The organism is Paludisphaera borealis (assembly GCF_001956985.1).
Lineage (GTDB): Bacteria > Planctomycetota > Planctomycetia > Isosphaerales > Isosphaeraceae > Paludisphaera > Paludisphaera borealis.
In genome coordinates, this window is record NZ_CP019082.1 from 2,271,723 (window position 1) to 2,295,261 (window position 23,539).

At 66.7% G+C, this 23,539-nt stretch carries 17 protein-coding genes; 11 read left to right on the forward strand and 6 right to left on the reverse strand.

What is annotated here, in order from left to right:
• The first annotated feature begins 57 nt into the window (after positions 1-57).
• A complete protein-coding gene (locus BSF38_RS08845) occupies positions 58-840 on the forward strand; it encodes an MBL fold metallo-hydrolase (protein ID WP_076344848.1) in 783 nt (260 codons plus the stop codon).
• A gap of 530 nt (positions 841-1,370) precedes the next feature.
• On the opposite strand, the gene BSF38_RS31645 is transcribed toward BSF38_RS08845, so the two are convergent.
• The 4 genes from BSF38_RS31645 to BSF38_RS08865 form a co-directional block, all read right to left on the reverse strand.
• The gene (locus BSF38_RS31645) at positions 1,371-1,709 is read right to left on the reverse strand and encodes a hypothetical protein (protein ID WP_210405694.1); all 339 of its coding nucleotides are present in this window, start codon (positions 1,707-1,709) and stop codon (positions 1,371-1,373) included.
• Between the two features lie 82 nt (positions 1,710-1,791).
• The gene (locus tag BSF38_RS08855; RefSeq protein ID WP_237170811.1) at positions 1,792-2,832 is read right to left on the reverse strand and encodes a hypothetical protein; all 1,041 of its coding nucleotides are present in this window, start codon (positions 2,830-2,832) and stop codon (positions 1,792-1,794) included.
• Positions 2,833-2,997: 165 nt separating this feature from the next.
• Positions 2,998-3,879 (reverse strand): leucine-rich repeat domain-containing protein, encoded by an 882-nt coding sequence (locus BSF38_RS08860; protein ID WP_076344850.1) that lies wholly within the window; start codon positions 3,877-3,879, stop codon positions 2,998-3,000.
• A gap of 142 nt (positions 3,880-4,021) precedes the next feature.
• Positions 4,022-5,347: a Gfo/Idh/MocA family protein gene (locus BSF38_RS08865; protein ID WP_076344852.1), complete on the reverse strand. Its 1,326-nt coding sequence runs from the start codon at positions 5,345-5,347 to the stop codon at positions 4,022-4,024.
• Positions 5,348-5,596: 249 nt separating this feature from the next.
• Here BSF38_RS08865 and BSF38_RS08870 point away from each other — a divergent pair, with 249 nt between their 5' ends.
• Positions 5,597-7,963, forward strand: a complete 2,367-nt coding sequence (locus tag BSF38_RS08870) for a DUF1592 domain-containing protein (RefSeq protein WP_076344854.1) — start codon at positions 5,597-5,599, stop codon at positions 7,961-7,963.
• Positions 7,964-7,973: 10 nt separating this feature from the next.
• Entirely contained in the window at positions 7,974-9,323 is a 1,350-nt protein-coding gene (locus BSF38_RS08875; RefSeq protein WP_076344856.1) for a DUF1552 domain-containing protein, read from the forward strand.
• Positions 9,324-9,351: 28 nt separating this feature from the next.
• Here the strand turns inward: BSF38_RS08875 and BSF38_RS08880 are convergent, their stop codons facing one another.
• Entirely contained in the window at positions 9,352-10,380 is a 1,029-nt protein-coding gene (locus BSF38_RS08880; protein ID WP_083712806.1) for a prenyltransferase/squalene oxidase repeat-containing protein, read from the reverse strand.
• Between the two features lie 84 nt (positions 10,381-10,464).
• Entirely contained in the window at positions 10,465-12,279 is a 1,815-nt protein-coding gene (locus BSF38_RS08885; protein WP_083712807.1) for a MutS-related protein, read from the reverse strand.
• Between the two features lie 277 nt (positions 12,280-12,556).
• Between BSF38_RS08885 and BSF38_RS08890 the strand changes: the two genes are divergently transcribed.
• The 8 genes from BSF38_RS08890 (at position 12,557) to BSF38_RS08925 (ending at position 23,502) form a co-directional block, all read left to right on the forward strand.
• Positions 12,557-13,180 (forward strand): hypothetical protein, encoded by a 624-nt coding sequence (locus BSF38_RS08890; protein WP_076344860.1) that lies wholly within the window; start codon positions 12,557-12,559, stop codon positions 13,178-13,180.
• Between the two features lies 1 nt (position 13,181).
• Positions 13,182-13,421, forward strand: a complete 240-nt coding sequence (locus tag BSF38_RS08895) for a hypothetical protein (protein WP_076344862.1) — start codon at positions 13,182-13,184, stop codon at positions 13,419-13,421.
• A complete protein-coding gene (locus tag BSF38_RS08900; RefSeq protein WP_076344864.1) occupies positions 13,418-17,404 on the forward strand; it encodes an FtsK/SpoIIIE domain-containing protein in 3,987 nt (1,328 codons plus the stop codon). Before BSF38_RS08895 ends, BSF38_RS08900 begins: the two co-directional genes overlap by 4 nt.
• Positions 17,405-17,524: 120 nt before the next feature.
• Positions 17,525-18,655 carry a glycine cleavage system aminomethyltransferase GcvT gene (gcvT, locus tag BSF38_RS08905; protein WP_076344866.1) on the forward strand — a complete coding sequence of 377 codons (1,131 nt, stop codon included), beginning with the start codon at positions 17,525-17,527 and terminating at the stop codon, positions 18,653-18,655.
• 52 nt (positions 18,656-18,707) lie between these two features.
• Positions 18,708-19,094, forward strand: a complete 387-nt coding sequence (gene gcvH, locus BSF38_RS08910) for a glycine cleavage system protein GcvH (RefSeq protein ID WP_076344868.1) — start codon at positions 18,708-18,710, stop codon at positions 19,092-19,094.
• A 162-nt stretch (positions 19,095-19,256) separates the two neighbouring features.
• Entirely contained in the window at positions 19,257-20,609 is a 1,353-nt protein-coding gene (gene gcvPA, locus BSF38_RS08915) for an aminomethyl-transferring glycine dehydrogenase subunit GcvPA (protein WP_076344870.1), read from the forward strand.
• A 57-nt stretch (positions 20,610-20,666) separates the two neighbouring features.
• Complete coding sequence (gcvPB, locus tag BSF38_RS08920; RefSeq protein WP_076344872.1) at positions 20,667-22,127, forward strand: aminomethyl-transferring glycine dehydrogenase subunit GcvPB; 1,461 nt, start codon at positions 20,667-20,669, stop codon at positions 22,125-22,127.
• Positions 22,128-22,185: 58 nt separating this feature from the next.
• Positions 22,186-23,502, forward strand: coding sequence for a type II secretion system F family protein (locus BSF38_RS08925; protein WP_076344874.1), 1,317 nt, complete (start codon positions 22,186-22,188; stop codon positions 23,500-23,502).
• Positions 23,503-23,539: the final 37 nt, after the last annotated feature.

Sequence of the window (23,539 nt, forward strand, 5' to 3'; positions counted from 1 at the left end):
CGGACGAGACGACCCATGCGCGAGCCCTCTTCCGGCTCTGGAGACTGGATTTCTGATATGACCGAGCGGCTTTATCTGTTCCCCGGCGTGATCGAGATGAATTATCAGGCCCGTCGCCGAATGGGCGTGAACGTCTACCTGATCGACGGGGGGAGCGAGTACGTCCTCATCGACGTGGGGTTCCTCGACGATCTGGTGGGCGTCCTCCAGTTGATCCGCGAGCTGAAGTTCAACTTCTCCGACTGCAAGATGGTCCTGGCCTCGCACGCCGACGTCGACCACACTCAGGGCCTCGCCCGGGCCCGTGAAGTCCTCAAATGCCAGGTCGCGGCGCATCCCAAGAGCGTAAAGGCGATCGAGGAAGGGGACGAGGTCTTCACCTACGCCCGGATCGACGCCCAGAATATCAGCATCCCCATGCCCCGCTGCAAGGTCGACGTGGTCGTCAATGACGGCGACAAGATCAAGGTGGGCGACCGGACCCTGGAAGTCTGGAGCACCCCCGGCCACACCGCCGGCCAGCTCGCCTTCCGGATGGGCAACCTGCTGTTCTCCGGCGACAACATCTTCCGCGACGGCTGCGTCGGCGTCATCGACGCCCACCACGGCTCGAACATCCCCGACTACATCGCCAGCCTCAAGCGCATCCGCGACAGCGACGTCGAGTTCCTCCTCCCCTCCCACGGCCCGATCTTCCGTAAAGACGACGCCTTGCTCGACAAGACCATCGCGCGCCTCGAATCCTACACCCACATGGCCGACTTCGGCACCTGCGCCATCGACTGGCCCCTGATGGACCAGTGGGAAGAAGAACTGACGCGCGACAAATTCGAGTTCTGAGACCTCCCGCGTGACGATCGGGGAGCGAAATACAAACCATCATGACGCCGTGGGGACACCCGGCCTCATGAAAATGGGGGGCTTTTCGCATGGCGTCACGACCGGGTCCGGTAGGGGCGCCCCTTGTGGGTGCCCGGTTCGTTTCACGCCGACCGCTCACCCTCGGCGATCGGGCACCCACAAGGGGCGCCCCTACGGCAAACCACGGATCGGAATTTCAGAGCGGCCCGAAGCGCCAGCGAGTGAATCGATTCCAACGGTCGATCGGAAATTCACTCGCTGGCGCTTCGGGCTTCCATTCGGAGGCCGCCCGCGGCGGCTCACTTCTTCCAGACGCTCGCGTACTTCTTGCGGTACTTGAGGTCCGGTTCCGTCTCGATCCATTCCAGCGCCTTTTGGCGGATCGTCTCATCCTTCGATTGGTCGTACAGCTTCCGAAGACCCTGGACGATGTCGAAGCGGATCAGGGTGCAATTCTTCTCGGCGATGCAATCTGCAAAGCGGCCCGCGAGTCCGTCGATCAGACGGGCCTACTGCTGCTTACCCGCGAGGCCGATCTTCCAGAGCGAGAGCAGGCAGTGCCTCGCCGTGACGAACCGCTCGTCGCGGGTGACTTCGAGAAGGGCGTCGAAGTCCTTCAGAATCCTGCCCTCGGGATCGCTCTTGGCGAGGTTGCAGAGAAGCTGGGCGCCGATCGCCCGCTGGTGGTTGTCGCGATGGGTCAGGGTCTTCAACAATTCGTCCCAGGCCTCGTAGGTCCAATCGACCGGTGTCTCCGTCGCCTCCATGAGCGCGGCGAACGCCTGGCCTTGCGCGACCCGGTCGCCGGACTGGATCGTGGCGACATGCCCCTTGATGATCTCGTCCATGAATCGTTCCCTGGGAAGAGAAGGCATGCTCGCGACAGCCTGTTTTGACTGTCGCGCGCGACTCGAATGCAATCCCCGCCATCTACCGCGAGCCTGGCGTCCCGGCGCCCGGGGGCGGGGTGGTCGCGGGAGCGGAGGCACCCGGCATCGGCGGGTCGGGCTCGACGGGGAGCCACGGCTCAAGCCGGGCCTTCTCGTACTTTTCGGCGAGCTCCTTGAAATAGTCGACGATCCGGCTGTAGACGTCGACGTTGCTGAGTGCGATATCAGCCAGCCGCTGCTCGCCGTCGGCGATCAGACCGTAGCGATACTTCTTGTATTCCTCGGTCGCGGTCTGGTCGAGCGACCTCAAGAAATCCTTCTGAGACTGGAGGATTCCTTCAGGGATGCGACCCGCGCGAAGCTCCTCGGCGTTCCGCTTTCGTCCCAGGTCCGCGATCTGCTGGTCGAGGATTCCCTGGAAGACTCCCCCCGTCGTCACCGCGTTCCGAGCTTTGAAGTGATAGATCTTGGCGGCGCCGCTGACCCGCGAGGTCTGAACCGCAACGGCAAGGCAAATCGCAAGGTACGCCGTCAGGATCATCAACGTCCGCATCCGGAAGCGGAGATTCCGGATTGATGGCTTCGGGTCGCCCGGCTTCAGACTCAGGTTGAGACCGAGTAACGCGCCGAAGTAGGGAAAGAAGAAGAGACTGAACAACAGCATCTCCGAAACATACGGCCAGCCCCGCCAGGCGAAATCGAGGGCCGACGCCGTTGCGCCGACCACGATCCCGGTGCCGAAGCCGGTCCATACGGACTTCCGGACCCGTCGCCCTCGCGCCTCATCTTCCTCCGCCGAGAGGGGCTCGGTCGCGAAGAATGCAGTCGGCCGCCTCCACCGCCTCGCGGCTGGATTTCGGGACTGAATCCACCCGATGATCGCGAAGACCACCGGGTAGACGATCAGGAATGTGGTCAGGGAGACGTCGCGGACGTTTCGCGCACGCAAGAAGTACTCGAGCGCCGACTGCAAGACGCCCACAAGTGCGCCGATCGCAGCCCCGCCGAGCGCGAACCAGACAATCGAGACTGGTCGCTCGGCGCTGGTGGACGTTCCCTCCGACACCGTCGTTTCGGACACGGCGCGCTCCTCGCGGGGTTTTTCGACTCGCCCCGCTCCAAGGTATGAGAGACAAACACCTGCGACGAAGCACTCCACTCGATTGGGGAACTCTCGTCGAGCCGGTCGAACATCGGGCAGAGATCGCTCTGGAATCGAACATTCAGGGGTCGATCGGCGGTCGGCTCACTGACGTAGCACCGTCAAATCCGGCTTGCACTCGATCAGGTCGTCGAGGTCCTCGTCAAGCAGGCCGCAGCCGGAGACGTCCAAGTGTTCGAGGCTGGGGATCGACTTGAAGTCTGATACGGCCCTCTTCGTCAAGGGCACTCCCCTGAGCGAGAGGCCGTGGAGGGTCGACGCCCTCAACAGCGCCGTGATCTGGTCCTCGTCGACCTCGCAGCCGTCGAGGTTCAAGCTCGACAGCAAGGAGAGCAATCGGAATCGCGCCAAGCCGGCTCCGCTCACCCTGGTCCGCCTGAGAGTGAGAGTAGAGAGCGACGGAAGGTCCTCGATCGTTGCGATGCCGGCATCAGTGACGGGCTGACCGCTCAGGTCGAGACTCATTAGCCGCGCGAGCCCGTTCAGGTGTCTCAAGCCGGCGTCGGTGATCATCGGAGCAGGCCCGTCGGAGTCGACGCGTCCGGCGCGATTGCTGATCTCGAGGCGTTGGAGCAAGGCCAGATGCCGAAGATGCACGAGTCCCGCAGCCGTGACTCCCGTGTCTTGCAGCGAGAGTCCTTCGATCCAAACGCCTTGCAACTCCACGAGGTGGGCGAACGCATCGTCGTCGAAAGTCCCTCCTCGAAATCTGGCTTCGAACCACTCCGAGCCCGCCGAGACTCCCAGCTTGGTCGGTACCACGCGCGCTTCGCCGCCGAGGGCCTCGACGTCCTCGATAAACCGCTGGGCCGCCGCGCTGCGCCTCAGCTTCGTTCGGGTGCGAAGGTTGAACAGGTCGTACACGTCTTCGGCGAGAGATCCGAACGACTCGACTGTGGGCCGATCGAGGTGCGTAAAGCTGAAGAACAGGAGGGCGAGGACGTTCAGACTGAGCAATACCCTCAACCGTCGGCTCGATCGCCTCGGTTGCGACGTCGCGAGAGACGGCTGCTCAGTCGTCATGATCGTTCGCCCCCACAACCGATGCCCGGCCGGCTCGACAAGAACAGCCGGGCTCATCGGACTACCATGACACCTCACCGATCACTCACAGCCCCGGAACTTCCCACCCGCTCCGATACGACTTGCGGACGAAGGCGTTGGCCTCGGGGACGTTCGTCACCTTGAGGCCGGCCGCGTCCCATTCGAGGGTCGTCTTGCGGAAGCGGGTGGAGAGGCAGCCGAGCAGGACCGTCTCCGTGAGCGGGCCCGAGTAAGCGAACGGGGCCGAGGTTTCGCCGTTGCCCCGGCAGGCCTCGATGAACTGAACGTAGTGGTCGTTGCCGCCCGGATTGGGGAGCTTGTACTCCTTGAACTTGTCGTCCGGCAGCAGGATGGGCGCGTCGATGTACGGCGAGTAGAGAACCCCCTCGGAACCGATGTAGATCGATCCCTGGTCCGACATCGCGCGCTTGCCGATGAGCGATTTGACTTCTTCCGAAGGTCGCTGCGCGCCGTTGTACCAGTGGAGAGTCAGCTCGTCAGTCGTGTGCGGTGTCTTCGGGAAGACGTAGCGCACCCGATTATCGAGACCCCAACTGTCGGAGTTGGGCGCGTCGCCGTCGGAGCGGACCGACTTGGGGGCGGTCAGGGCCAGCGACGCATAGACCGGGTCGAGGATGTGGCAACCCATGTCGCCGAACGTCCCGGTGCCGAAGTCGAGCCGCTTCCGCCATTCGCCCGGATGGTAGTACCCCTCGATGAACGAGCGCGGCGACGCGACGCCCAGCCAGGCGTCCCAGTTCAATTGGGCCGGTACGGAGTCCTGACGGGCGGGCCGAGGGTTCCTGTCGCCCCAGTCCTTGCCGCTCCAGCTATGCACTTCCTTCACCTTGCCGATCGCGCCCGCCTGGATGGTCGCGACGACCGTTCGGTGAACTTCATGCGAGTGGATCTGGATACCCATCTGCGTAACGAGCTTCTTGTCGCGGGCCGCTTCGGTCAAGCGGCGGGCTTCGTAGATCGTCTGCGTGAGCGGCTTCTGGGTGTAGACGTGCAGCCCGCGCTCCATGGCGCTCATCGTGATCGGGGCGTGCATGTGGTCGGGAGTCGAGATGTTGACCGAGTTGAGGCTCTTTTCCTTGTCGAGCAGCTCGCGCCAATCCTGGTAGATCTTCACGCCGGGGAACAGCTTTTGAACCTGCTCCGTCCGGGCGAGATCGACGTCCGCAACGGCGACGAGCTTGAAGTGCTTGCTGGCCGACAGGCTCTGGATGTCGGCGAGCGCCATTCCCGACGCGCCGAAGCTGGCGTGAAGGACCGTCTCGCTCGGCGCGGCGAAGGCGTGGCTGCGAAACGCGGAAGGAGCGCAAAAAGCGGCGGCGGCCGCCATCTGCTTCATTGCGAAACGTCGGGAGACGCGCGAATCAGCCATCAACGGTCATTCCTTTCTTTAAACTTTGCTTAACTCGACTCAAACATTTTACGAGGCGCTGCGTGAGTGGACAACCGGGAGCGCCGCCGCGGTGGCGTGCGGCTCCTCGGGACACGGAGAGAGGCGGCCGTTTGAGTCCGTTGATTATCGGCAAGCCGTCTCGCCTTTCAGGTTAAACTTTCGTATAATCTTCCGTGAGCGCCCACGCCCACCCAAGCTTGCCGCCCACCCCGCCTGGCTGGAGATGCGATGATGCCCATGACTGGGATTGCAAGAATCCTGGCCGCCGCGATGCTCTCCCTCCCCGCCGTGGCGAGCCCGCTCTTCGCCGAACCCCCGGTCGGCCCTCCGGCCCCGGCCGCTGTCGATCCGAACGCCGCGTCCGCGCCGGTGCGGGCGATGTTCACGAAGTACTGCAACGCCTGCCACGTCGGCGAGAAGGCCAAGGGGGGCGTCGACCTGGAGAAGCTGCTCGGCCAGGGGCCGCCGGCGAGCCACCGCAAGCCCTGGGCGCGGCTCAAGGAGAACGTCGAGGGGGGGACGATGCCCCCGGACGATCATCCCCAGCCGTCGCAGGAGGAGATCAACGCCCTCCGCGATTGGGTCGACGCCGAGCTGAAGAAGATCGACTGCGGCCGGACGGTCGATCCCGGTCGCGTGACGATCCGCAGGCTCAACCGGGTCGAGTACGACAACACGATCCGCGACCTGCTGGGGGTCGACTTCCATCCCGCCGACGACTTCCCGTCGGACGACGTCGGCTACGGCTTCGACAACATCGGCGACGTCCTCTCGCTGCCGCCGATCCTGATGGAGAAGTACCTCGCGGCGGCCGAGACCATCGCCGAGCAGGCCATCGTGACCGGCTCGAACGCGCGGCCGTTGGTGAAATCGTACGACGCCGACAGCATGTCGGCGGCCGACGGCGAGCCGCAGGACGACGCCCGGATCTTGACGAGCGACGGCGAAATCGCCGTTGCGCACGCGTTCCCCCGCGACGCCGCCTACATCGTCCGGGTTCGGGCCTACGGCCAGCAGGCCGGCAAAGAGCCGGTGAAGATGGCGATCCTGGTCGACGGCAAGACGCTTAAAACAGTCGAGGTCAAGGCGAAGTCGGGGGCGCCCGAAATCTACGAGGTGCGCGAGAAACTCCGCCACGGCTCGCGACGCGTGGGGGCGGCGTTTCTCAACGACTTCTACGACCCGGACAACCCCGACGAACAGCAGCGCGACCGCAACCTGGTGGTTGAGTCGATCGAGATCGAAGGCCCGATCACCGCCAAGGACGACCCCCTGCCCGAGAGCCACAAGCGGCTGATCTTCCGCACGCCCAAGAAGCCCGAGGAATTCCCCGAGTGCGCCTCGGCGGTGCTCGAGAAATTCATGTTGCGCGCGTTCCGGCGACCCGTGACCGGCGGCGAGGTCTCCAAGCTGGTCCGGCTCGTCGAGATGGCTCGCGAGAACGGCGACAGCTTCGAGCGCGGCGTTCAGCTCGCCGTGCAAGCGGTCCTGGCCTCGCCGCAGTTCCTCTTCCGGGTCGAGCTGTACCGCCCCAAGCGGGACAAAAAGGGCAAGCCGATCAACGCCGAGTCGGGCGCCCCGCTGAACCCGTTCGAGATCGCGTCGCGGCTGTCGTACTTCCTCTGGAGCAGCATGCCCGACGACGAGCTGTTCAAGCTCGCCCTCGACGGCGGCCTCACCAAGGACGAGGTGCTCGAAAAGCAGGCCAAGCGGATGCTCCGCGACCCCAAGGCCCAGGCGTTCGTCGAGAACTTCGCGGGCCAGTGGCTCCAGCTTCGCCTCCTCAAAACGGTCAACCCCGACCGCGGCCAGTTCGCGACGTTCGACGAGCCGCTCCGCAACGCCATGCAGCAAGAGAGCGAGCTGTTCTTCGCGTCGATCATGCGCGAGGACAAGAGCGTCCTGGACTTCATCGACAGCGACTACACGTTCCTGAACGAGCGGCTCGCCCAGCACTATGGAATTCCCGACGTCACGGGGCCCCAATTCCGCCGCGTGAAGCTCAAGGGCAAGGAACGGGGCGGCCTGATCACCCAGGCGAGCGTGCTGACCGTGACGTCGAACGCCTCGCGCACCTCGCCGGTGAAGCGCGGCAAGTGGGTGCTCGAACAGATTCTGGGAAGCCCTCCGCCCCCCGCGCCGCCCAACGTCCCGCAGCTTGCCGACGACGCCAAGGGGGTCTTGACCGGGACGCTCCGCCAGCGGATGGAGCAGCACCGTTCCGACCCGAGCTGCGCGTCGTGCCACGCGCGGCTCGACCCTCCCGGTTTCGGTCTCGAGAACTACGACGCCGTCGGCGCGTGGCGGGCGAAGGAGGGGGAGTTCCCGATCGACGCCTCGGCCAAGCTGCCCACCGGCGAGTCGTTCAGCGGAGCCGCCGAGTTGAAGGCGATCCTCTACAAGACCCGCAAGACCGAGTTCGTCACGTGTTTGAGTGAGAAGATGCTCACCTACGCCCTCGGACGCGGCCTCGAAGACTTCGACGTCTGCACGGTCGAGAAGATCGTGAAGGACGTATCCGCCGATCAGTACCGTTTCTCCCGCATGGTCCTGGAAATCGTCAAGAGCGACCCATTCCGGAAGCGCCGAGGATAAGGAGCTGAACATGAGCCGACCTTCACGGATTTCCCGCCGCGCGATCTTGCGGGGAGTGGGCGCCACGATCGCCCTGCCCTGGATGGAAGCCATGGCGCCGGCCGCCGGCCTGGGCGGTCCGTCGGGCGCCGCGCCCGTCGCCCCCAAGCGGATGGCCTTCTTCTACGTCCCCAACGGCGTCCACATGCAGGACTGGAAGCCGAAGGACGAAGGGGCGGGCTACAACCTCCCCTGGATTCTCGAACCGCTGGCCTCGGTCAAGGACGACCTGCTGGTCCTCAGCGGCCTCGAACAGCACAACGGCCAGGCCCTCGGCGACGGCCCCGGCGACCACGCGCGGTCGCTCTCCTCGTTCCTGACCGGCGCCCATCCCTACAAGACCGACGGCGCGAACATCAAGGTCGGGATCTCGGTCGACCAGATGGCGGCCGTCCACATCGGCGGTCGCACGCGGCTGCCGTCGCTGGAGCTGGGCATCGAGCGCGGCGGCCAGTCGGGCAACTGCGATTCGGGGTACAGTTGCGCTTACTCGTCGAACATCTCGTGGCGGTCGGCGACGACGCCGATGGCCAAGGAGGTCAACCCCCGATTCGTCTTCGACCGCCTGTTCAGTGGGCGCGGCAAGACCGGAACGGCCGCCGAACGGCAGAAGCGCGAGTTGTACGAGCGGAGCATCCTCGATTACGTCCTCGAAGACGCCCAGTCGCTTCGCGGCCGGATCGGGCTCAACGACCGTCGCAAGATGGACGAGTACCTGACCTCGGTCCGCGAGATCGAACAGCGGATCGCCAAGGCCGAGACCCCGGTGCAGCTCGACGGCGGCGTCGCGCGGCCGTCGGGCGTCCCGAAGGACTACGCCGAGCACGTCCGGCTGATGTTCGAGTTGATCGCCCTGGCCTTCCAGACCGACACGACCCGGATCTGCACCTTCATGTTCGCCAACGAGGGGAGCAGCCGCCCCTACCCGTTCCTGGACGTTCCCGAAGGCCACCACGACCTGTCGCACCACGGCGGCGACGCCAAGAAGCACGCCAAGATCCGCAAGATCAACCGGTTCCACATCGAGGAGTTCGGACGCCTGCTGACCAGGCTCAAGTCGATCCGCGAGGGAGATCAGTCGGTCCTCGACAACTCGATGATCGTCTACGGCAGCGGCATCGGCGACGGCGACCGCCACAACCACGACGACCTCCCGGTCCTCTTCGCCGGCAAAGGCGGCGGCTCGATCAAGACCGGCCGTCACGTCGTCTACAAGCCGGAACCGCTCAACAACCTCTACCTCTCGATGCTCGACAAGATGGGCGTCCCCTGCGACCGCATCGGCGACAGCACGGGCAAGCTTGGCAAGCTCGACGGCTGACCGAGCGAGGCTTGAGCACAAGCGCTGTTCATTTCTCTCCGCACGCCGACAGAGCCATCAGGGCGAAGCCGGTTCCGGCGTGGGTAAGGTAGTGGGCGTGGTCGAGGCTCGGCGAGCGAGTGAACCACCGCCCGGAGGCGCGCTGGTGGGTCTTGAGCCACGCGACGCCCCGCCGGATCGGCTCGGCGTCCGGGGCCACGCCCGCTTTCCGTAGCACGTAGACGACGTAGCCCGTGCCGTAGCCGTCGGAAGGGGCGTCCTCGGGGTTCGCCGTCCCGTCGCGCCGCTCCCATTTCCCCAGCGAGGTGAGGCACCAACCGCCGTCGGGGCGCTGCTTGGCAAGGAGGTCGGCGATCGTCCGCTCGCGGTCGGCCTTGTCCATCAGGTCGTCGACGCCGGCCGAGGCCCAGAGCAGCAACGCCCGATGGTGAAGGTGGGGAGCTGGCGTGGCCCGAAGATAGCCGCGAAGCTTGTCGAGCCCGCGCCGGGCCGCATCGGTCTCCTTGTACGCTTCCGGAGCGTGGCCGGCCGCGATCGCGGCGAGGACCGTCCCGTAATAGTCGTCGTCCTCGGAGGGGGGCAGGTCGCAGTCGAACCAGTTCCAGCCCCCGTCGGGCCGCTGGATCGTCCACATCCGATCGAGCGCGGCGCGGGTGATCGGGTGGAGCTTGCCGGTCGAGGCGGCGTCGTTGAACGCGAGGGCCGCCGCGGTGGCGACGATCTCCCCCTCCGCGATCGGCTTGGCCGATTTCTCGGGCTTATCCCAACCGCCGGCCCGGCCCTCGAAGAAGTTTCGGACTTCGAGCAGCTCGGGCGATTCCTTGACCAGCGGCCCGGCCATCATGTGCGCGTAGTTCGTGTGGCAGGTGCCGCACTTCCGCTCCCGCGTCCATTTGACGGAGACCTCGCCGAGGAATCGCGCCCCGCGCTCGGTCGAGAATTCGCCCATGGCCTCCGTGTCGGAATTCGGGCCGAGCTTGGCCGGCGCGTCGGCGCCGAAGCCGAGGGCGGGAATGAGAACGCTCAAGGCGAACAGCAACGTCGTTCGTGGGGACATCGGAAGCCTCCGCCGGATTTCAGGGTCGACCCGCGGATCATCCTATCGGCGAAACGCAACCAAGTCTCCCCTCCACCGACACGGTCAGACGTCCAGCCCCACGGCGCGCATCAGGGCGAGGGCGTTGGAGTGCTGGACGACGCCGGGGTGCATCCGGTAGTCGAACCGCATGCGGCCGTCTTCGAAGTGGTCTTCGAAGTGGACGTTGAGCGTCCGGGGGCCGAGGCCGGCGACGACGTCGGCGAGGGCCAAATCGTGGGTCGTGATCAGGCCGATGCTCCCACGTTCGAGGAGGCCGCGAAGGACCGCTTCCGCGCCGATGCGGCGGTCGTGCGAGTTCGTCCCGCTGAACAGCTCGTCGAGCAGGAACAAGAGCGGGATTGGCCCGCGTGAGACGTCGACGATCTGCCGGACCCGGGTGATCTCCGCATAGAACCGCGACTTGCCGGCCTGGAGCGAATCCTGGACGCGGAGCGTCGCGCCCACAGCCAGTGGCGCGATCCGCAGCCGCTTCGCGCGAACCGGCGAGCCGGCCAGGGCCATGACCGTCGAGACCCCGATCGATCGCAGCAGCGTGCTCTTGCCCGACATGTTCGATCCGCTGACGACCAAAGCGTGAATCTCGCCGCCCAGCGTCACGTCGTTGACGACGCAATCAAGGCGGGGGAGCAACGGATGTCCCAGGCCCTCGGCCTCGTAGCAGACCTGATCGACGACGATCTCGGGGAACGGGTCGCCCGGATTCTCGGCCGCGTAGGCCGCCAGGGCCGAGAGCGCCTCGAAGTCGCCGACGGCCGCGAGCCAACGGCCGATGGCCGGGCCCGACTCGGCCCGCCAGGCGTCGATCGCCATCGCTAACTGTGTTCCCCAGAGCATTACGGCGGCGAACGGCGCGAAGAACTGGTTGTTCCGGCAGTCGAGCAGGTGGATCAAACGCGCGAGCCGCTGAATCTGCTTCGACGCCGGCCGCCCCTCGGTTTCGAGCGCCTTGCGAAGCGACAAGAGCAACGGCGTCTCTAACGGCTCGCGTTCCAGACGTTCGAGCAGGCCCGAAAGTAACACCAGGTCGTGCCCGCGCTCATCGACGGCCGCCACGACGTGCTTCACGCGCTTCGCCAGCCACATCGCGAAGGTCCCCTCGACAGCCAGCATGAAGAACATCGGCAACAGGCCCGTGTCGAAGAACAGCCAGCCGATCACGGAAGAGACGCCGAGGATGGAAAGCGTCAGAGTCGCAACGTGGATTGACCGGTCGGGAAAGACCCGGGGGGCGTTCCCCCATTCCGCGAGCACCACCGGATCGAGCCCCGCCCGGACGTCGGCGCCGAGCAATTCGAGGTCTTCGCGAAGGTCGAGGCGCGGGCGCAGCTCGTCCACCGCCTGGTGCCGGGCGGCGATCACCTCGGGCGTCGCCGGAGCCAGCAGCCAGGACGCCAGAGCCTCCTCGCCGGCCCGCGTCCGCGCCGTGCAGAGGCGTTCGAACAGCGAGCCCGGCCCGAACAGGTCGAGATCCGCCGCGTAGGGGTGTTCGAGGTCGAGGAAATTCAAGCCCTGGACGCCGCCGCCGGCCCAGCGGTCCTCCATCCGGGCCAGCCCCCGCTTGTAGAAGTCGATCGCCCGGTTCGCGCGGCGGGCGCGCAGCCGGATCGGCTCGTGCACCAGCAAGAGCGCAACGAAGGCCGCGCCCGGAGCCGCCAGCCAGACCGCCGACGGCCGACCCAGCCGGTAGACGAAGAAGGCGAGGGCCAGGGCCGCGACGAACACGATCAGCCGGGCGTCGGCCACGCGGCGGTCGACCCGCTCCCAGCGCGCGAGGGCCCGCTCGTGGTTCGCCTGACGACGAGTGTATTCGGAGTGGAGATCGTCGCACGCGGGCGGAAGAGCTTGGCGTTCGAGCATATTGGAGTCGTCACCGCGAAGTGTGGGAATCAATGATCCAACCGTAGCCGATCCCCGCTCCGGTCTCAAGCCGTCCACGTCGACGCTCCGCCGCGGTTCCGGGCGAGTGGGGCATCCCTTCCGGCCGCCGGAACGATTAGAATGGGCTTCGCCGACATCCTCGGTGCGTTCGCGAGGTCGTTTCGCCGTCGCTGGCGACGTCCCGCCGCGCTGTGCTCGTCGCGTGCTCGTTCGAGCCGGCGAGTCCCAGGCTTCCACACGACGTGCGAGAGACGCAATGAGCAGCCAGGTCGAGGCTCAGTCCATCGAGGCGCTCAAGGACTTCCGAACGGCGCTGGCGCTGTACGGCGAGGACACGCTCTCCGCGCTGGGAGCGGCCGAGGCCGAGGTCCGGCGCACCGTGCTCTGGCTCCAGCAGGACCGACCGTACTACTGGCAAGAGCAGATCAAGCGGCGTCGCGAGCGAGTGGCGTCGGCCAAGGCCGACCTGTTCCGGCTCAGGCTCCAGAAGTCTCCCGAGCATCACCCGTCGATGGCCGAGCCCAAGGAACGGCTGCGGCTGGCCGAGGCGAGCCTGCAAGACGCCGAGAAGCGGCTCATCCTGGTCCGTAAATGGCAGCCGGCGCTGCAACAGGCGATCCTCGAATATCACGGCGGCGTTCAGCGACTCAAGGACTTGGCCGCCAGCGACGTTCCGGGCGCCGTCGCCCTGCTCGGCCGCCTCGTCGACGCCCTTGAAGCTTACCTGCGGGTCGAAGTCCCCAGGGGAACGGCCGCCGAACCCGTGGGGGGCGTCGGGCGGTCGCCGGCCCACTTCGACGCGATCGCCGAGACCATACTGGATCAAGCCGCGCCCGTCGCCGCAGCCGACGAGGGGCCCGAAACACACGAGGACGCGTAGCATGGCGAACGCGAAGGTCGTGGCGGGAGCCACCCGTCTCAAACAGACGATCCGGGTCCTCAACGATCACTGGATGCTGACCGAGGCGACCTGGACCGATTCGGTGCGGAAGCGGTTCGAGGACCGCCACCTCGCGCCGCTGTCGTCGGCCGTCGAGTCGGCGGTGATCGGCCTCCAGAAGCTCGCCGACGTGCTCGATCAGGTCCGCCGCGACTGTTCCGACCGGAGTGAATCCCTGTGAGCCCCTCGACCTCTCTGAGAACCACCGGCGGCGAGGCCGACGCCGAGTCCTCTCACGACCCGGCCGGACCGGACCATGCGCCGGTTCCCGACCTGATCCGCCAGGAACGCGAGGCCGTCCGCTCGATCCTCGAACTGATCGCCGACCGGGCGACGACCGAAACGGAGATCGAGGAAACCCGCCGATCGCGAACCGCCGAGGCGGATTCGGAATACAACCGCAAGAAACAAGGGCTCAAGGCGAAGGTCGAGCAGCTCGACCGCGATTCGCGGTCCGGCGACGAGCAGAGGAGGCGGTCGATCGTCGAGGCGGCGACGGCCGGCGAAGCCCAGGCCAAGACCGAGTTCGCGTTCGCCAGCCGGCGGATCGCCTCGGAGTTCGACACCCTCCGCGAGACCGCCAGAGCCAGCCACGCCCGAGCCCGGTCGGAAGCGACAGCCCAGCACGAAGCCGGACAGAAGGTCGCGCTCAGAGACCACGCCGTCGCCAAGAAGCCGGTGACCGACGCCCTCGACATCGCCAAATCGTACCGCAACCGCCTCGTCGCCCTGGCGGAGTCGTACCGCAAGTTCGGCCTCGACCCCGAGATCCCGCCCCCCACCCGCGAGTCGTACACCAAGTTCGCCAGCGGCGCCGATGAGCTGTTCACGCGGGTCTCGCGGATGAACGAGCCCCTCAAGCTGCTCGAAAAGCTGGTGATCCCCAAATCGTTGAAGGGGACGAACGAGGCGTGGGTCTACGTCACGATGGTCGCGCTCGCGCTGACGCTCGCCGTCCTCGTCGGTGCCGACCTCACCGTCGCGGCGGTCCTGGCCGGCGTCGGCCTGGTGCTGGCCCTCGCGCTCCGGATGTGGCTGGTCAACCTCTCGAAATTCCAGCTCGAACGCCTCTACAAACCCCTGACGCAGTCGCTCGCCGACGCTCAGGGGCTGGGCTCGTACTGCAACGCCCAGGTCGACCTCCAGTTGCAAGAGGCCCTCAAACGGCTGACGACTCAGCAGGAAGTCGACCTCCAGCGAGCCAAGGACGACCACGCCCGGACGGTCGCGCAGGGCGAGACCGACCGCGACGAGAAGCTCCGTAAGATCAACGAGGTCTACGCGCAGAAGCTCACCGACCTGCAAACCCATCAGGCCAAGCAAATGATGGAAGCCGTGCAGGCTCACGACAACCGCATGGCCGACCTGAAGTCAAAGAACGAGGCCGGAATCACCAAGCTCGAAGACGGCTACCGAGCCGTCAAGGAGCAGATCCGGGCGGCCTACGAAAACGACCGCCGCATCCTCACGGCTCGCTGGCGCGAGGGCTTGAGCCAGGCGGCGGACGCGCTCGACGACGTGACCCGCCGGGCGCGACTGCTGGGCGTCGACTGGGAAGATCCCGAATGGCCCCAGCGCGAGCTTCCGCGGTCGGCCCCCTCGGCCCTGCCGTTCGGAACCTTCGCCTTCGACCTCGCGGCCATCCCCCACGGCCTGCCGGCCGACGCCTCGCTGATGGAAGGGCTGCCGTCGAGCTTCCGCCTGCCGGCCCTCCGCGCGTTTCCGTCGTCGGCGAACCTGCTGGTGGAGACCTCGGCCGAAGGGCGGACAACGGCCCTGGTCGCGCTCCAAGCGGCGATGACGCGGATTCTCGCCAGCGTGCCGCCAGGGATGGTCCGGTTCACGATCATCGACCCGATCGGCATCGGCCGCAACTTCGGGGCGTTCATGCACCTGGCCGACTTCGACGAGGCGCTCGTCAACGGCCAGGTCTGGACCGACGCCCGGCAGATCGAGGAGCGGCTTGCCGACCTCGAAAGCCACATGGAGCTGGTCACCCAGAAGTACCTCCGCAACGAGTACGCCGCGATCGAGGACTACAACGCCGTGGCCGGCGAGGTGGCCGAGCCGTACCGCGTGTTGGTGGTCGCCGACTTCCCGACCAAGTTCGACGAGAAGGCCGCCGCCCGGCTGTCGGCGATCATCGCGGGAGGCACGCCCTGCGGCGTCTTGACGATGATGGCCGTCGACGTCACCCGCGAGCTTCCCACCGGCTGCCGGCTGACCGACCTCCGCCCCTACTGCACGCGGCTGAGCTGGGACGACGGCAAGCTCGTCTGGGACGACGACCAGCTCGGCGGCTACCCGCTGAAGCTCGACGCGCCGCCGGCCGTCGACACGGCCACCCGGCTGATCCAGAAGATCGGCGAGGCCGCGCGGGTCGCCAAGCGGGTCGAGGTCCCGTTCGAGTTCATCGTGCCGACTCCCGATTCGTGGTGGACCGGCGACAGCCGGTCGGGCATCGACGTCTCGCTCGGCAAGGCCGGCGCCGCCAAGCGCCAGAACCTGACGCTCGGCCACGGCACCTCGCAGCACGTCCTGATCGCCGGCCGAACGGGGTCGGGTAAGTCAACGCTGATGCACGCGATGATCACCAACCTGGCGCTCTCGTACAGCCCCGACGAGATCGACCTCTACCTGATCGACTTCAAGAAAGGGGTCGAGTTCAAGGTCTACGCGACCTACAACCTGCCCCACGCCAGCGTCGTGGCGATCGAGAGCGAGCGCGAGTTCGGCATCAGCGTCTTGCAGCGGCTCGACGCCGAGTTGAAGATCCGCGCCGATCGGTTTCGCGACGCCGGCGTGCAAGACATTCAAGGCTACCGCAACGCCCCCGGCACGCCCCCCCTGCCCCGGATCTTGCTGGTCGTCGACGAGTTCCAGGAGTTCTTCGTCGAGGAGGACAAGGTCGCGCAAGAAGCCGCGCTCCTGCTCGACCGCCTGGTCCGCCAGGGTCGCGCTTTCGGCATCCACATCGAGCTCGGTTCGCAGAGCCTGGGAGGCGCGTTCACGCTGGCCCGGAGCACGCTCGGGCAGATGGGCGTGCGGATCGCGCTCCAGTGCAGCGACGCCGACTCGCACCTGATTCTCTCCGAAAACAACGTGGCCGCGAAGCTGCTCTCGCGCCCCGGCGAGGCGATCTACAACGACGCCAACGGCGCGCCCGAGGGCAACCACTTCTTCCAGGTCGTCTGGCTGTCGGAGAACGCCCGCGAAGACTACCTGCGGAAGATCCGCGACCTGGCCGACGAGCGCAAGCCCAAGCTCGCGCGCACGCCGATCGTCTTCGAAGGCGACGCCCCGGCCGAGGTCGAGCGCAACCCGGCGCTCGCCGAGCGGATCGAGGCCGACGCCTGGCCCGCCTCGCCCCGATCGGCCATGGCCTGGCTCGGCGACCCCGTGGCGATCAAGGAGCCGACCTCGGCCCTGTTCCGCCGCCAGGGGGGAAATCATCTGTTGATCGTCGGTCAGAACGAGGAGGCGGCCCTCGGCGTGATCGCTTCCGGGCTCATCAGCCTGGCCGTCCAGTTCGCCCCGGCCGAGTCCGACACGGTCCGCGCCGGAGCGAGGTTCTGGGTGCTCGACGGCACCCCCGAGGATCACCATTTCGCCGACCGACTCAAACACGTCGCCGAGGCGCTGCCGCACGGCATCAAGGTCGGCGGCTGGCGCGAGGCGGCCGCGTTCCTGTCCGAGGTCGCCGGCGAGCTGGAGCGCCGCCAGCAGCCCGAGGCCGACGACGGTCCCGAGCTGTTCCTGTTCATCCACGACCTGCCCCGGTTCCGCGACCTCCGCCGTCGCGAGGACGATTTCAGCTTCGGCCGCCGCGACGACGATTCCTCGCCGCCAGATCAGATCGACCTGATCCTCCGCGAAGGCCCGGGGTACGGAATCCACCTGATCGCCTGGTGCGACACCGTGAACAACCTCAACCGCTGCTTCACGCTCCAGCACCTCCGCGAGTTCGCCATGCGGGTCCTCTTCCAGATGGGGCCGACCGACTCGGGCCACCTGCTCGACAACCCGGCCGCGTCGAAGCTCGGCACCAACCGCGCCCTATTCTTCAGCGAGGAGCACAACCGACTGGAGAAGTTCCGCCCGTACGGACTCCCTTCGGAAAGCTGGCTCAGCCACATCCATGACCGCCTGCATCAACGGTCGTAATCGTCGCAAGACCGCCTGGAGGCGAGCTTTGTTGTCGAAGGGCGGCCCGCGCGGCTACAATCCACTTTCTTCGCCCCGCAAGTCATCTTTGAGATAGAGCAGACGCTCGGAGCGCCCTTGATGGCCGACGCCACCCCGCTGAAGACCCCACTGTTCGACTGGCACCAGGCGCACGGCGGCCGGATGGTGGATTTCGCCGGCTGGTCGATGCCGGTCCAGTACACGAGCATCGTCGAGGAGCACCGGGCGGTGCGCCGGGGGGTCGGACTGTTCGACATCAGCCACATGGGCCGGCTCGCTTTCGAAGGCGCGGGGGCGCTCGGTTGGATCGACCGGGTGACGACCAACGACGCGTCGAAGCTGCAACCGAACCAGATCCAGTACAGTCTGATGGCCAACGACCTCGGCGGCCTGATCGACGACATCCTCGTCTACCGGCTCGACAAGGGGTATTACGTCGTCTGCAACGCCTCGAACCGCGCCGCCGTGGTCGCGCAGTTCCAAGAGCATCTTGAAGACGCCAAAGCCAAGCTCACCGACCGGACTCTCGAAACGGCGATGATCGCCGTTCAGGGGCCGTCGGCCCTGGCGACGTTGCAGCCGCTCTACGACCTGCCGCTCGACACGTTGAAATATTATCACGTCGCCATGGGCAAGGTGTTGGGGAGCGTCCAGGCGATGGTCAGCCGGACGGGCTACACCGGCGAAGTCGGCTTCGAGCTGATCGTCGCGGCGGCCGAGGCCGAGAGGGTCTGGGAAGCGCTTCTGGCTTCGGGCGCGAGCTTCGGCATCCTGCCGTGCGGTCTGGGCGCGCGCGACACGCTCCGGTTCGAGGCGGGGATGCCGCTTTACGGTCACGAATTGTCGGCGACGATCAACCCGTTCGCCGCCGGCGTCGGCTGGGCCGTGAAGCTCGACAAGGGCGATTTCGTCGGCTCCGAGGCCCTCAAGCAGCATCAGGCGAGCCCCGGCGCCGCCCGCGTCGGCCTTCGTCTGGGAGGCAAGCGGATCGCCCGCCAGGGGTGCACCGTGTCGTTCCAGGACCGCATGGTCGGCGCGGTGACGTCCGGCACGTTCTCGCCCACGCTCGACGCCAGCCTGGCCATGGCGCTGGTCGATCCCGAAGCCTCGGCCCCGGGAACTTCGGTCGTCGTCGACGTCCGGGGCAAACCCGAGGCCGCCACGGTCGTCGCGCTGCCGTTCTACAAGCGTCCCAAGGCCGAGCCGAGCGCGGCCGCCGTCCCGTCCTGATTCTTCCCTCGATCCCTTCTCAACGACCACGTAACGCAAAGGAATCCGATTCATGGACCCCGCCCAGCTCCGGTACGCTCCGACTCACGAGTGGGTCGACATCCAAGGCGACACGGCCACCGTGGGGATCTCGCGGTTCGCCGTCGACCAGCTCACCGACCTGCTCACGATCGAGCTTCCGTCCGTCGGAACCCACGTGGTCGCCGGCAAGAGCTTCGGCGAGGTCGAGAGCGTGAAGTCGGTCAACGACGTCTACGCCCCGATCAGCGGCGAGGTCGTCGCGGTCAACGAGCCGCTCGCCGCCAACGTCCAGCTCCTCTCCGAAGACCCGTACGCCAAGGGCTGGCTGGTGAAGATCAAGGTCGCCGACCCGGCCGAGGCCGACAAGCTCCTCGATTACGCCGCCTACGAGAAGAAGATCGCCGAAGACGAGCATTGATCGAGGGCTCACGAAGCCGCCGCCCGCCCCTGATGTGGCGAGTTGGAGTTGGTAGTCCGCTCTCTGACAGCCGGCTGATGGGTGCCACGGGTTCGGAAGCCGAACCCGTAACGGTCTTCTGAACGCGCCGCACTCTCTATTTGGTTCCTTCCTGGAAACACGATGGCTTATATCGCGAACACTCCCGACGACGTGCGCGTCATGCTCGATGCGATCGGGCTCGACTCGATCGAGCAGCTTTTCGACATGATCCCCCGCGAGTACCGGCTCGACCGCCCGCTGAACGTCGCCCCGGCGCTCACCGAGTTCGAGTTGACGAGCCGGATCGGCGGCCTGCTGGCGCTCAACCAGGGGGCCGACCAGCGCGTCTGCTTCCTGGGCGCGGGGAGCTACGACCACTTCATCCCCGCCGTCGTCGACGCCCTGGCCTCGCGCGGCGAGTTCTACACGGCTTACACCCCTTATCAGCCCGAGGCCAGCCAGGGGACGTTGCAGGCGACGTTCGAGTACCAGACGCTCATCACCCAGATCACCGGGATGGACGTCTCGAACGCCAGCCTGTACGACGGCGGCTCGGCCGTGACCGAAGCCGCGCTGATGGCGCTCGCGGTCACGCGGCGGTTCGGCCGGATCGTCGTCGCCGGCTCGGTCCACCCTGAGTACCGGCAGATCCTGGCAACGTACCTCGAACACCTCGACCCCGAGGTCGTCACCGTCCCGGCCGTCGACGGCAAGGTCGACCCCAAGGCGATCGCCGAGGCGATCACGCCCGACACGGCGGCCGTCGTGATCCAGCAGCCGAACTTCTTTGGCGAGCTGGAAGACGTCGAGGCAGTCGCGAAGACGGCCCACGAAAAAGGCGCGACGGTGATCGTGAGCGTCGACCCGATCTCGCTGGGCCTGCTGCGGCGTCCCGACACGTACGGCGCCGACGTCGTGGTGGCCGAGGGCCAGGGGCTGGGCAACCCGATGTCGTTCGGCGGTCCGTACCTGGGCATCCTCGCCTGCCGCCAGGAGTATCTCCGCAAGATGCCCGGCCGGATCGTCGGCGAGACCACCGACCGCAACGGCAAGCGGTGCTGGGTGCTGACCCTCCAGACCCGCGAGCAGCACATCCGCCGCGAGAAGGCGACGTCGAACATCTGCACCAACCAGGGTTTGTTGGCCCTCCGCGCCAGCATCTACCTGGCCGCGATGGGCCCGCGCGGGCTGCGCGAGGCCGCCGAGCTGAGCACCCGCAAGGCCCACTACGCCGCCGAAGTCCTGGGCGCGGTCGAGGGGCTCAAGCTCGCCTTCCCGGGGCCCTTCTTCAAGGAGTTCGTGATCCGCTGCTCGAAAGACCCGCGCGCCCTGCTCGCCGAGGTCGGCAAGCTCGGCTATCACGGCGGCGTCTGGCTCGGCCGCTGGTATCCCGAGATGGCCGACGGCATCCTGGTCGCCGTCACCGAGAAGCGGTCGCGCGCCGAGATCGACGGCCTGGCCGCGGCCTACCAGCGCGCACTCGAATCGATCTGAACCACGCGGCCGAGAACCTGTCGCAACGACCTGTTCATTTCATAAAGCATTCCATCCATGTACAAGCTTGAACAACCTCCGCTGCTGTTCGAATCGAGCCGGCCCGGGCGCTATACGGCGGTGTTGCCGACGAGCGACGTGCCCGAGAAGCCGCTCGACGCGCTGATTCCCGAGGCGTATCGCCAGGCGACGCCCGCCCCGCTGCCCGAACTGAGCGAGCTCGACGTGGTACGGCACTACACGATCTTGTCGTCCCTCAACATGTCGATAGACGGCAATTTCTACCCGCTCGGCTCGTGTACGATGAAGTACAACCCGAAGCGGAATGAACGTCTGGCGAGCCTCCCCGGCCTGGGCGCCCAGCACCCGTACCAGGACGATTCGACGCTCCAGGGCTTGCTGACGATCCTTTATGATCTTCAGGAGCACCTCGCGGAGATCGCCGGCCTGGACGCGGTGAGCCTTCAGCCGGCGGCCGGTGCGCAGGGCGAGCTGACCGCCCTGCTGGTCGCGGCGGCCTACTTCCGCGACAAGGACCCGGGCCGGACGCGGTCGCAGGTCTTGATCCCCGACAGCGCCCACGGCACCAACCCGGCGTCGGCCCACCTCGCTGGCTTCGAGACCGTCACGGTCAAGAGCGACGCCAGGGGGCTCGTCGACCTCGACGACTTCAAGGCGAAGCTGAGCGACCAGACCGCCGTGTTCATGATCACCAACCCGAACACGCTGGGCCTCTTCGACCCCCAGGTCGGCGAGATCGCCAAGCTACTGCACGATCGGGGCGCCCTGCTCTATCTCGACGGCGCCAACATGAACGCGATCCTCGGCGTCGTCCGCCCGGGCGACATGGGGGTCGACCTCATGCACTACAACCCGCACAAGACCTTCTCCGGCCCCCACGGCGGCGGCGGCCCCGGCGCGGGACCGATCGCCGTCCGCAAGCACCTGGCACCCTACCTGCCGGCCCCGACGGTCGGACGCAAGAACGACGGAACCTACTTCCTCGACTACGACCGGCCGGAGTCGATCGGCCGCGTTCGGGCGTTCTTCGGCAACACGGGCGTGCTGTTCCGCGCCTACTGCTACATCCGCAGCCAGGGGCCCGACGGGCTGAAGCGGATCGCGCAGCACGCGGTGCTCAACGCCAACTATCTGTTGAGCCAGGTCCGCGACGTCTTCCCGGTCCCCGGCGGCGACCGCTGCATGCACGAGTTCGTCGCATCGGCCCGGACGCTGGCCAAGGACCGCGGGATCAGGGCGATGGACGTCGGCAAGCGGTTGATCGACTTCAACTTCCATGCGCCGACGGTGTACTTCCCGTTGATCGTGTCGGAAGCCCTGATGATCGAGCCGACCGAGACCGAGAGCCGCGAGACGCTCGACGCCTTCGCCGCGGCCCTCAAGACGATCGCCGCCGAAGATCCCGACATGCTGCACGACGCGCCGTTCACCACGCCGGTCAGCCGGCTCGACGAGGTCAAGGCGGCCAAGACCCCGGTCTTGCGCTGGACTCCCTGACGCCTCGATCCGATCCATCCTCTCATTGCGATTCGTCCTGGATCGCGGAGCCGCACCGATGAGCCACGACCCGGAAGACGCCGCTCCCCTGGAACCTCGACGACCGCGCCGCCCGCCGCAAGGCGACGACGAACCACCCCAGCACCCCGCGCGCGCGGGGTTCGGTGAGAGCACTTTCCAGCCGGCCCCCGGGCGCTCGGGATCGGCCGGCTCGAAACCGAGACCGAAGCCGAAGCCGTCGGGCGACGCGCCGTCGTCCCGGCCGGCCGGCGTTCGCGAGGTGGTCGAGGCCGGCCCGAAGTGGCACGAGCGCATCCTGTTCGGACGGGTCAGCTCGGGACAACTCGCGCAGTTCTGTCGCCAGTTCGGCGCGTATTTACAGGCCGGGGTCGATTTCAACCGGGCGCTGTCGAGCCTCGAACAGCAGTTCGAGCGGACGGCCCTCGGCCCGGTGATCGGCCGGATGCGAACCAACATCAAGGCCGGCTCGACGCTCGAAGAAGCCATGTCGCGCGACAAGCGGGTCTTCGGCACGATGTTCTTGAGCATGATCCGCGTGGCCGAGGCGCGCGGGGGCGTCCCCGAAACGCTCAAGCTGCTGAGCCGGCACTATGAATCGCGGCAGCGGTTGATCCGCCAGGCCCGGTCGGCCATGATCTACCCAATCATCGTCCTGACGCTCGCCGGCGGCGTGGTCGCGCTGATCACGATCTTCTTGCTGCCGATGTTCGCCTCGCTGCTCTCGGACATCAGCCGGAAGGCCCAGCTTCCCTGGGCGAGCCGGGCGCTCTTGGCCTTCAGCGGGTTCATCTCGGCGGGCGGCTGGTGGCTGTTTCCGCTGGTGCTGATCGGCGTGCCGGTGTTTCTCTTCCAGGTCTACAAGGCCCCGGCCGGCAAGGCGATCCTCGACCGCGTGATCCTGAGGCTTCCGGTCTTCGGCTCGTTGTGCCGCAAGCTCGACACCAGCCGATTCGCCCGCACGCTGGCGACCCTGCTCGACGCCGGCGTTGACGTCGGCAGCTCGATGGATCTGACCGCGCAGGTCGTCTCCATGACCCCGATCCGTAACGCCGTCCTGGCGGCCAAGGACCAGGTGATGCAAGGCAAGGATCTGAGCGCGGCGCTTCGGCCGTCGCGGCAGTTCAATCACGACGTCTACGCCGTCCTCGAATCGGGCGAGGAGACCGGCAAGATCCCCGAGAGTCTCAATCACCTGGCCGACGACTACGAGGAACAGGTCACGCACATGGTCAAGAACATGGGCGAGCTGATCCAGCCGCTCTTGATCCTGATGCTCGGCGGCCTCGTCCTGTTCATCATTCTGGCCGTGATGATGCCTTACATCCAGATTCTGACGTCGCTGTCGGGGGGCTGATTCGACCGGCGGACGAATCGAATGAGCGGGGGGCAAA

Coding starts and splice junctions, on each gene's coding strand:
- gcvPA (WP_076344870.1), top strand. CDS start 19,257: ATGGCTTATATCGCGAACACTCCCGACGACGTGCGCGTCATGCTCGAT.
- gcvT (WP_076344866.1), top strand. CDS start 17,525: ATGGCCGACGCCACCCCGCTGAAGACCCCACTGTTCGACTGGCACCAG.
- BSF38_RS08845 (WP_076344848.1), top strand. CDS start 58: ATGACCGAGCGGCTTTATCTGTTCCCCGGCGTGATCGAGATGAATTAT.
- gcvH (WP_076344868.1), top strand. CDS start 18,708: ATGGACCCCGCCCAGCTCCGGTACGCTCCGACTCACGAGTGGGTCGAC.
- BSF38_RS31645 (WP_210405694.1), bottom strand. CDS start 1,709: ATGGACGAGATCATCAAGGGGCATGTCGCCACGATCCAGTCCGGCGAC.
- BSF38_RS08870 (WP_076344854.1), top strand. CDS start 5,597: ATGATGCCCATGACTGGGATTGCAAGAATCCTGGCCGCCGCGATGCTC.
- BSF38_RS08880 (WP_083712806.1), bottom strand. CDS start 10,380: ATGTCCCCACGAACGACGTTGCTGTTCGCCTTGAGCGTTCTCATTCCC.
- BSF38_RS08875 (WP_076344856.1), top strand. CDS start 7,974: ATGAGCCGACCTTCACGGATTTCCCGCCGCGCGATCTTGCGGGGAGTG.
- BSF38_RS08885 (WP_083712807.1), bottom strand. CDS start 12,279: ATGCTCGAACGCCAAGCTCTTCCGCCCGCGTGCGACGATCTCCACTCC.
- BSF38_RS08890 (WP_076344860.1), top strand. CDS start 12,557: ATGAGCAGCCAGGTCGAGGCTCAGTCCATCGAGGCGCTCAAGGACTTC.
- BSF38_RS08865 (WP_076344852.1), bottom strand. CDS start 5,347: ATGGCTGATTCGCGCGTCTCCCGACGTTTCGCAATGAAGCAGATGGCG.
- gcvPB (WP_076344872.1), top strand. CDS start 20,667: ATGTACAAGCTTGAACAACCTCCGCTGCTGTTCGAATCGAGCCGGCCC.
- BSF38_RS08925 (WP_076344874.1), top strand. CDS start 22,186: ATGAGCCACGACCCGGAAGACGCCGCTCCCCTGGAACCTCGACGACCG.
- BSF38_RS08895 (WP_076344862.1), top strand. CDS start 13,182: ATGGCGAACGCGAAGGTCGTGGCGGGAGCCACCCGTCTCAAACAGACG.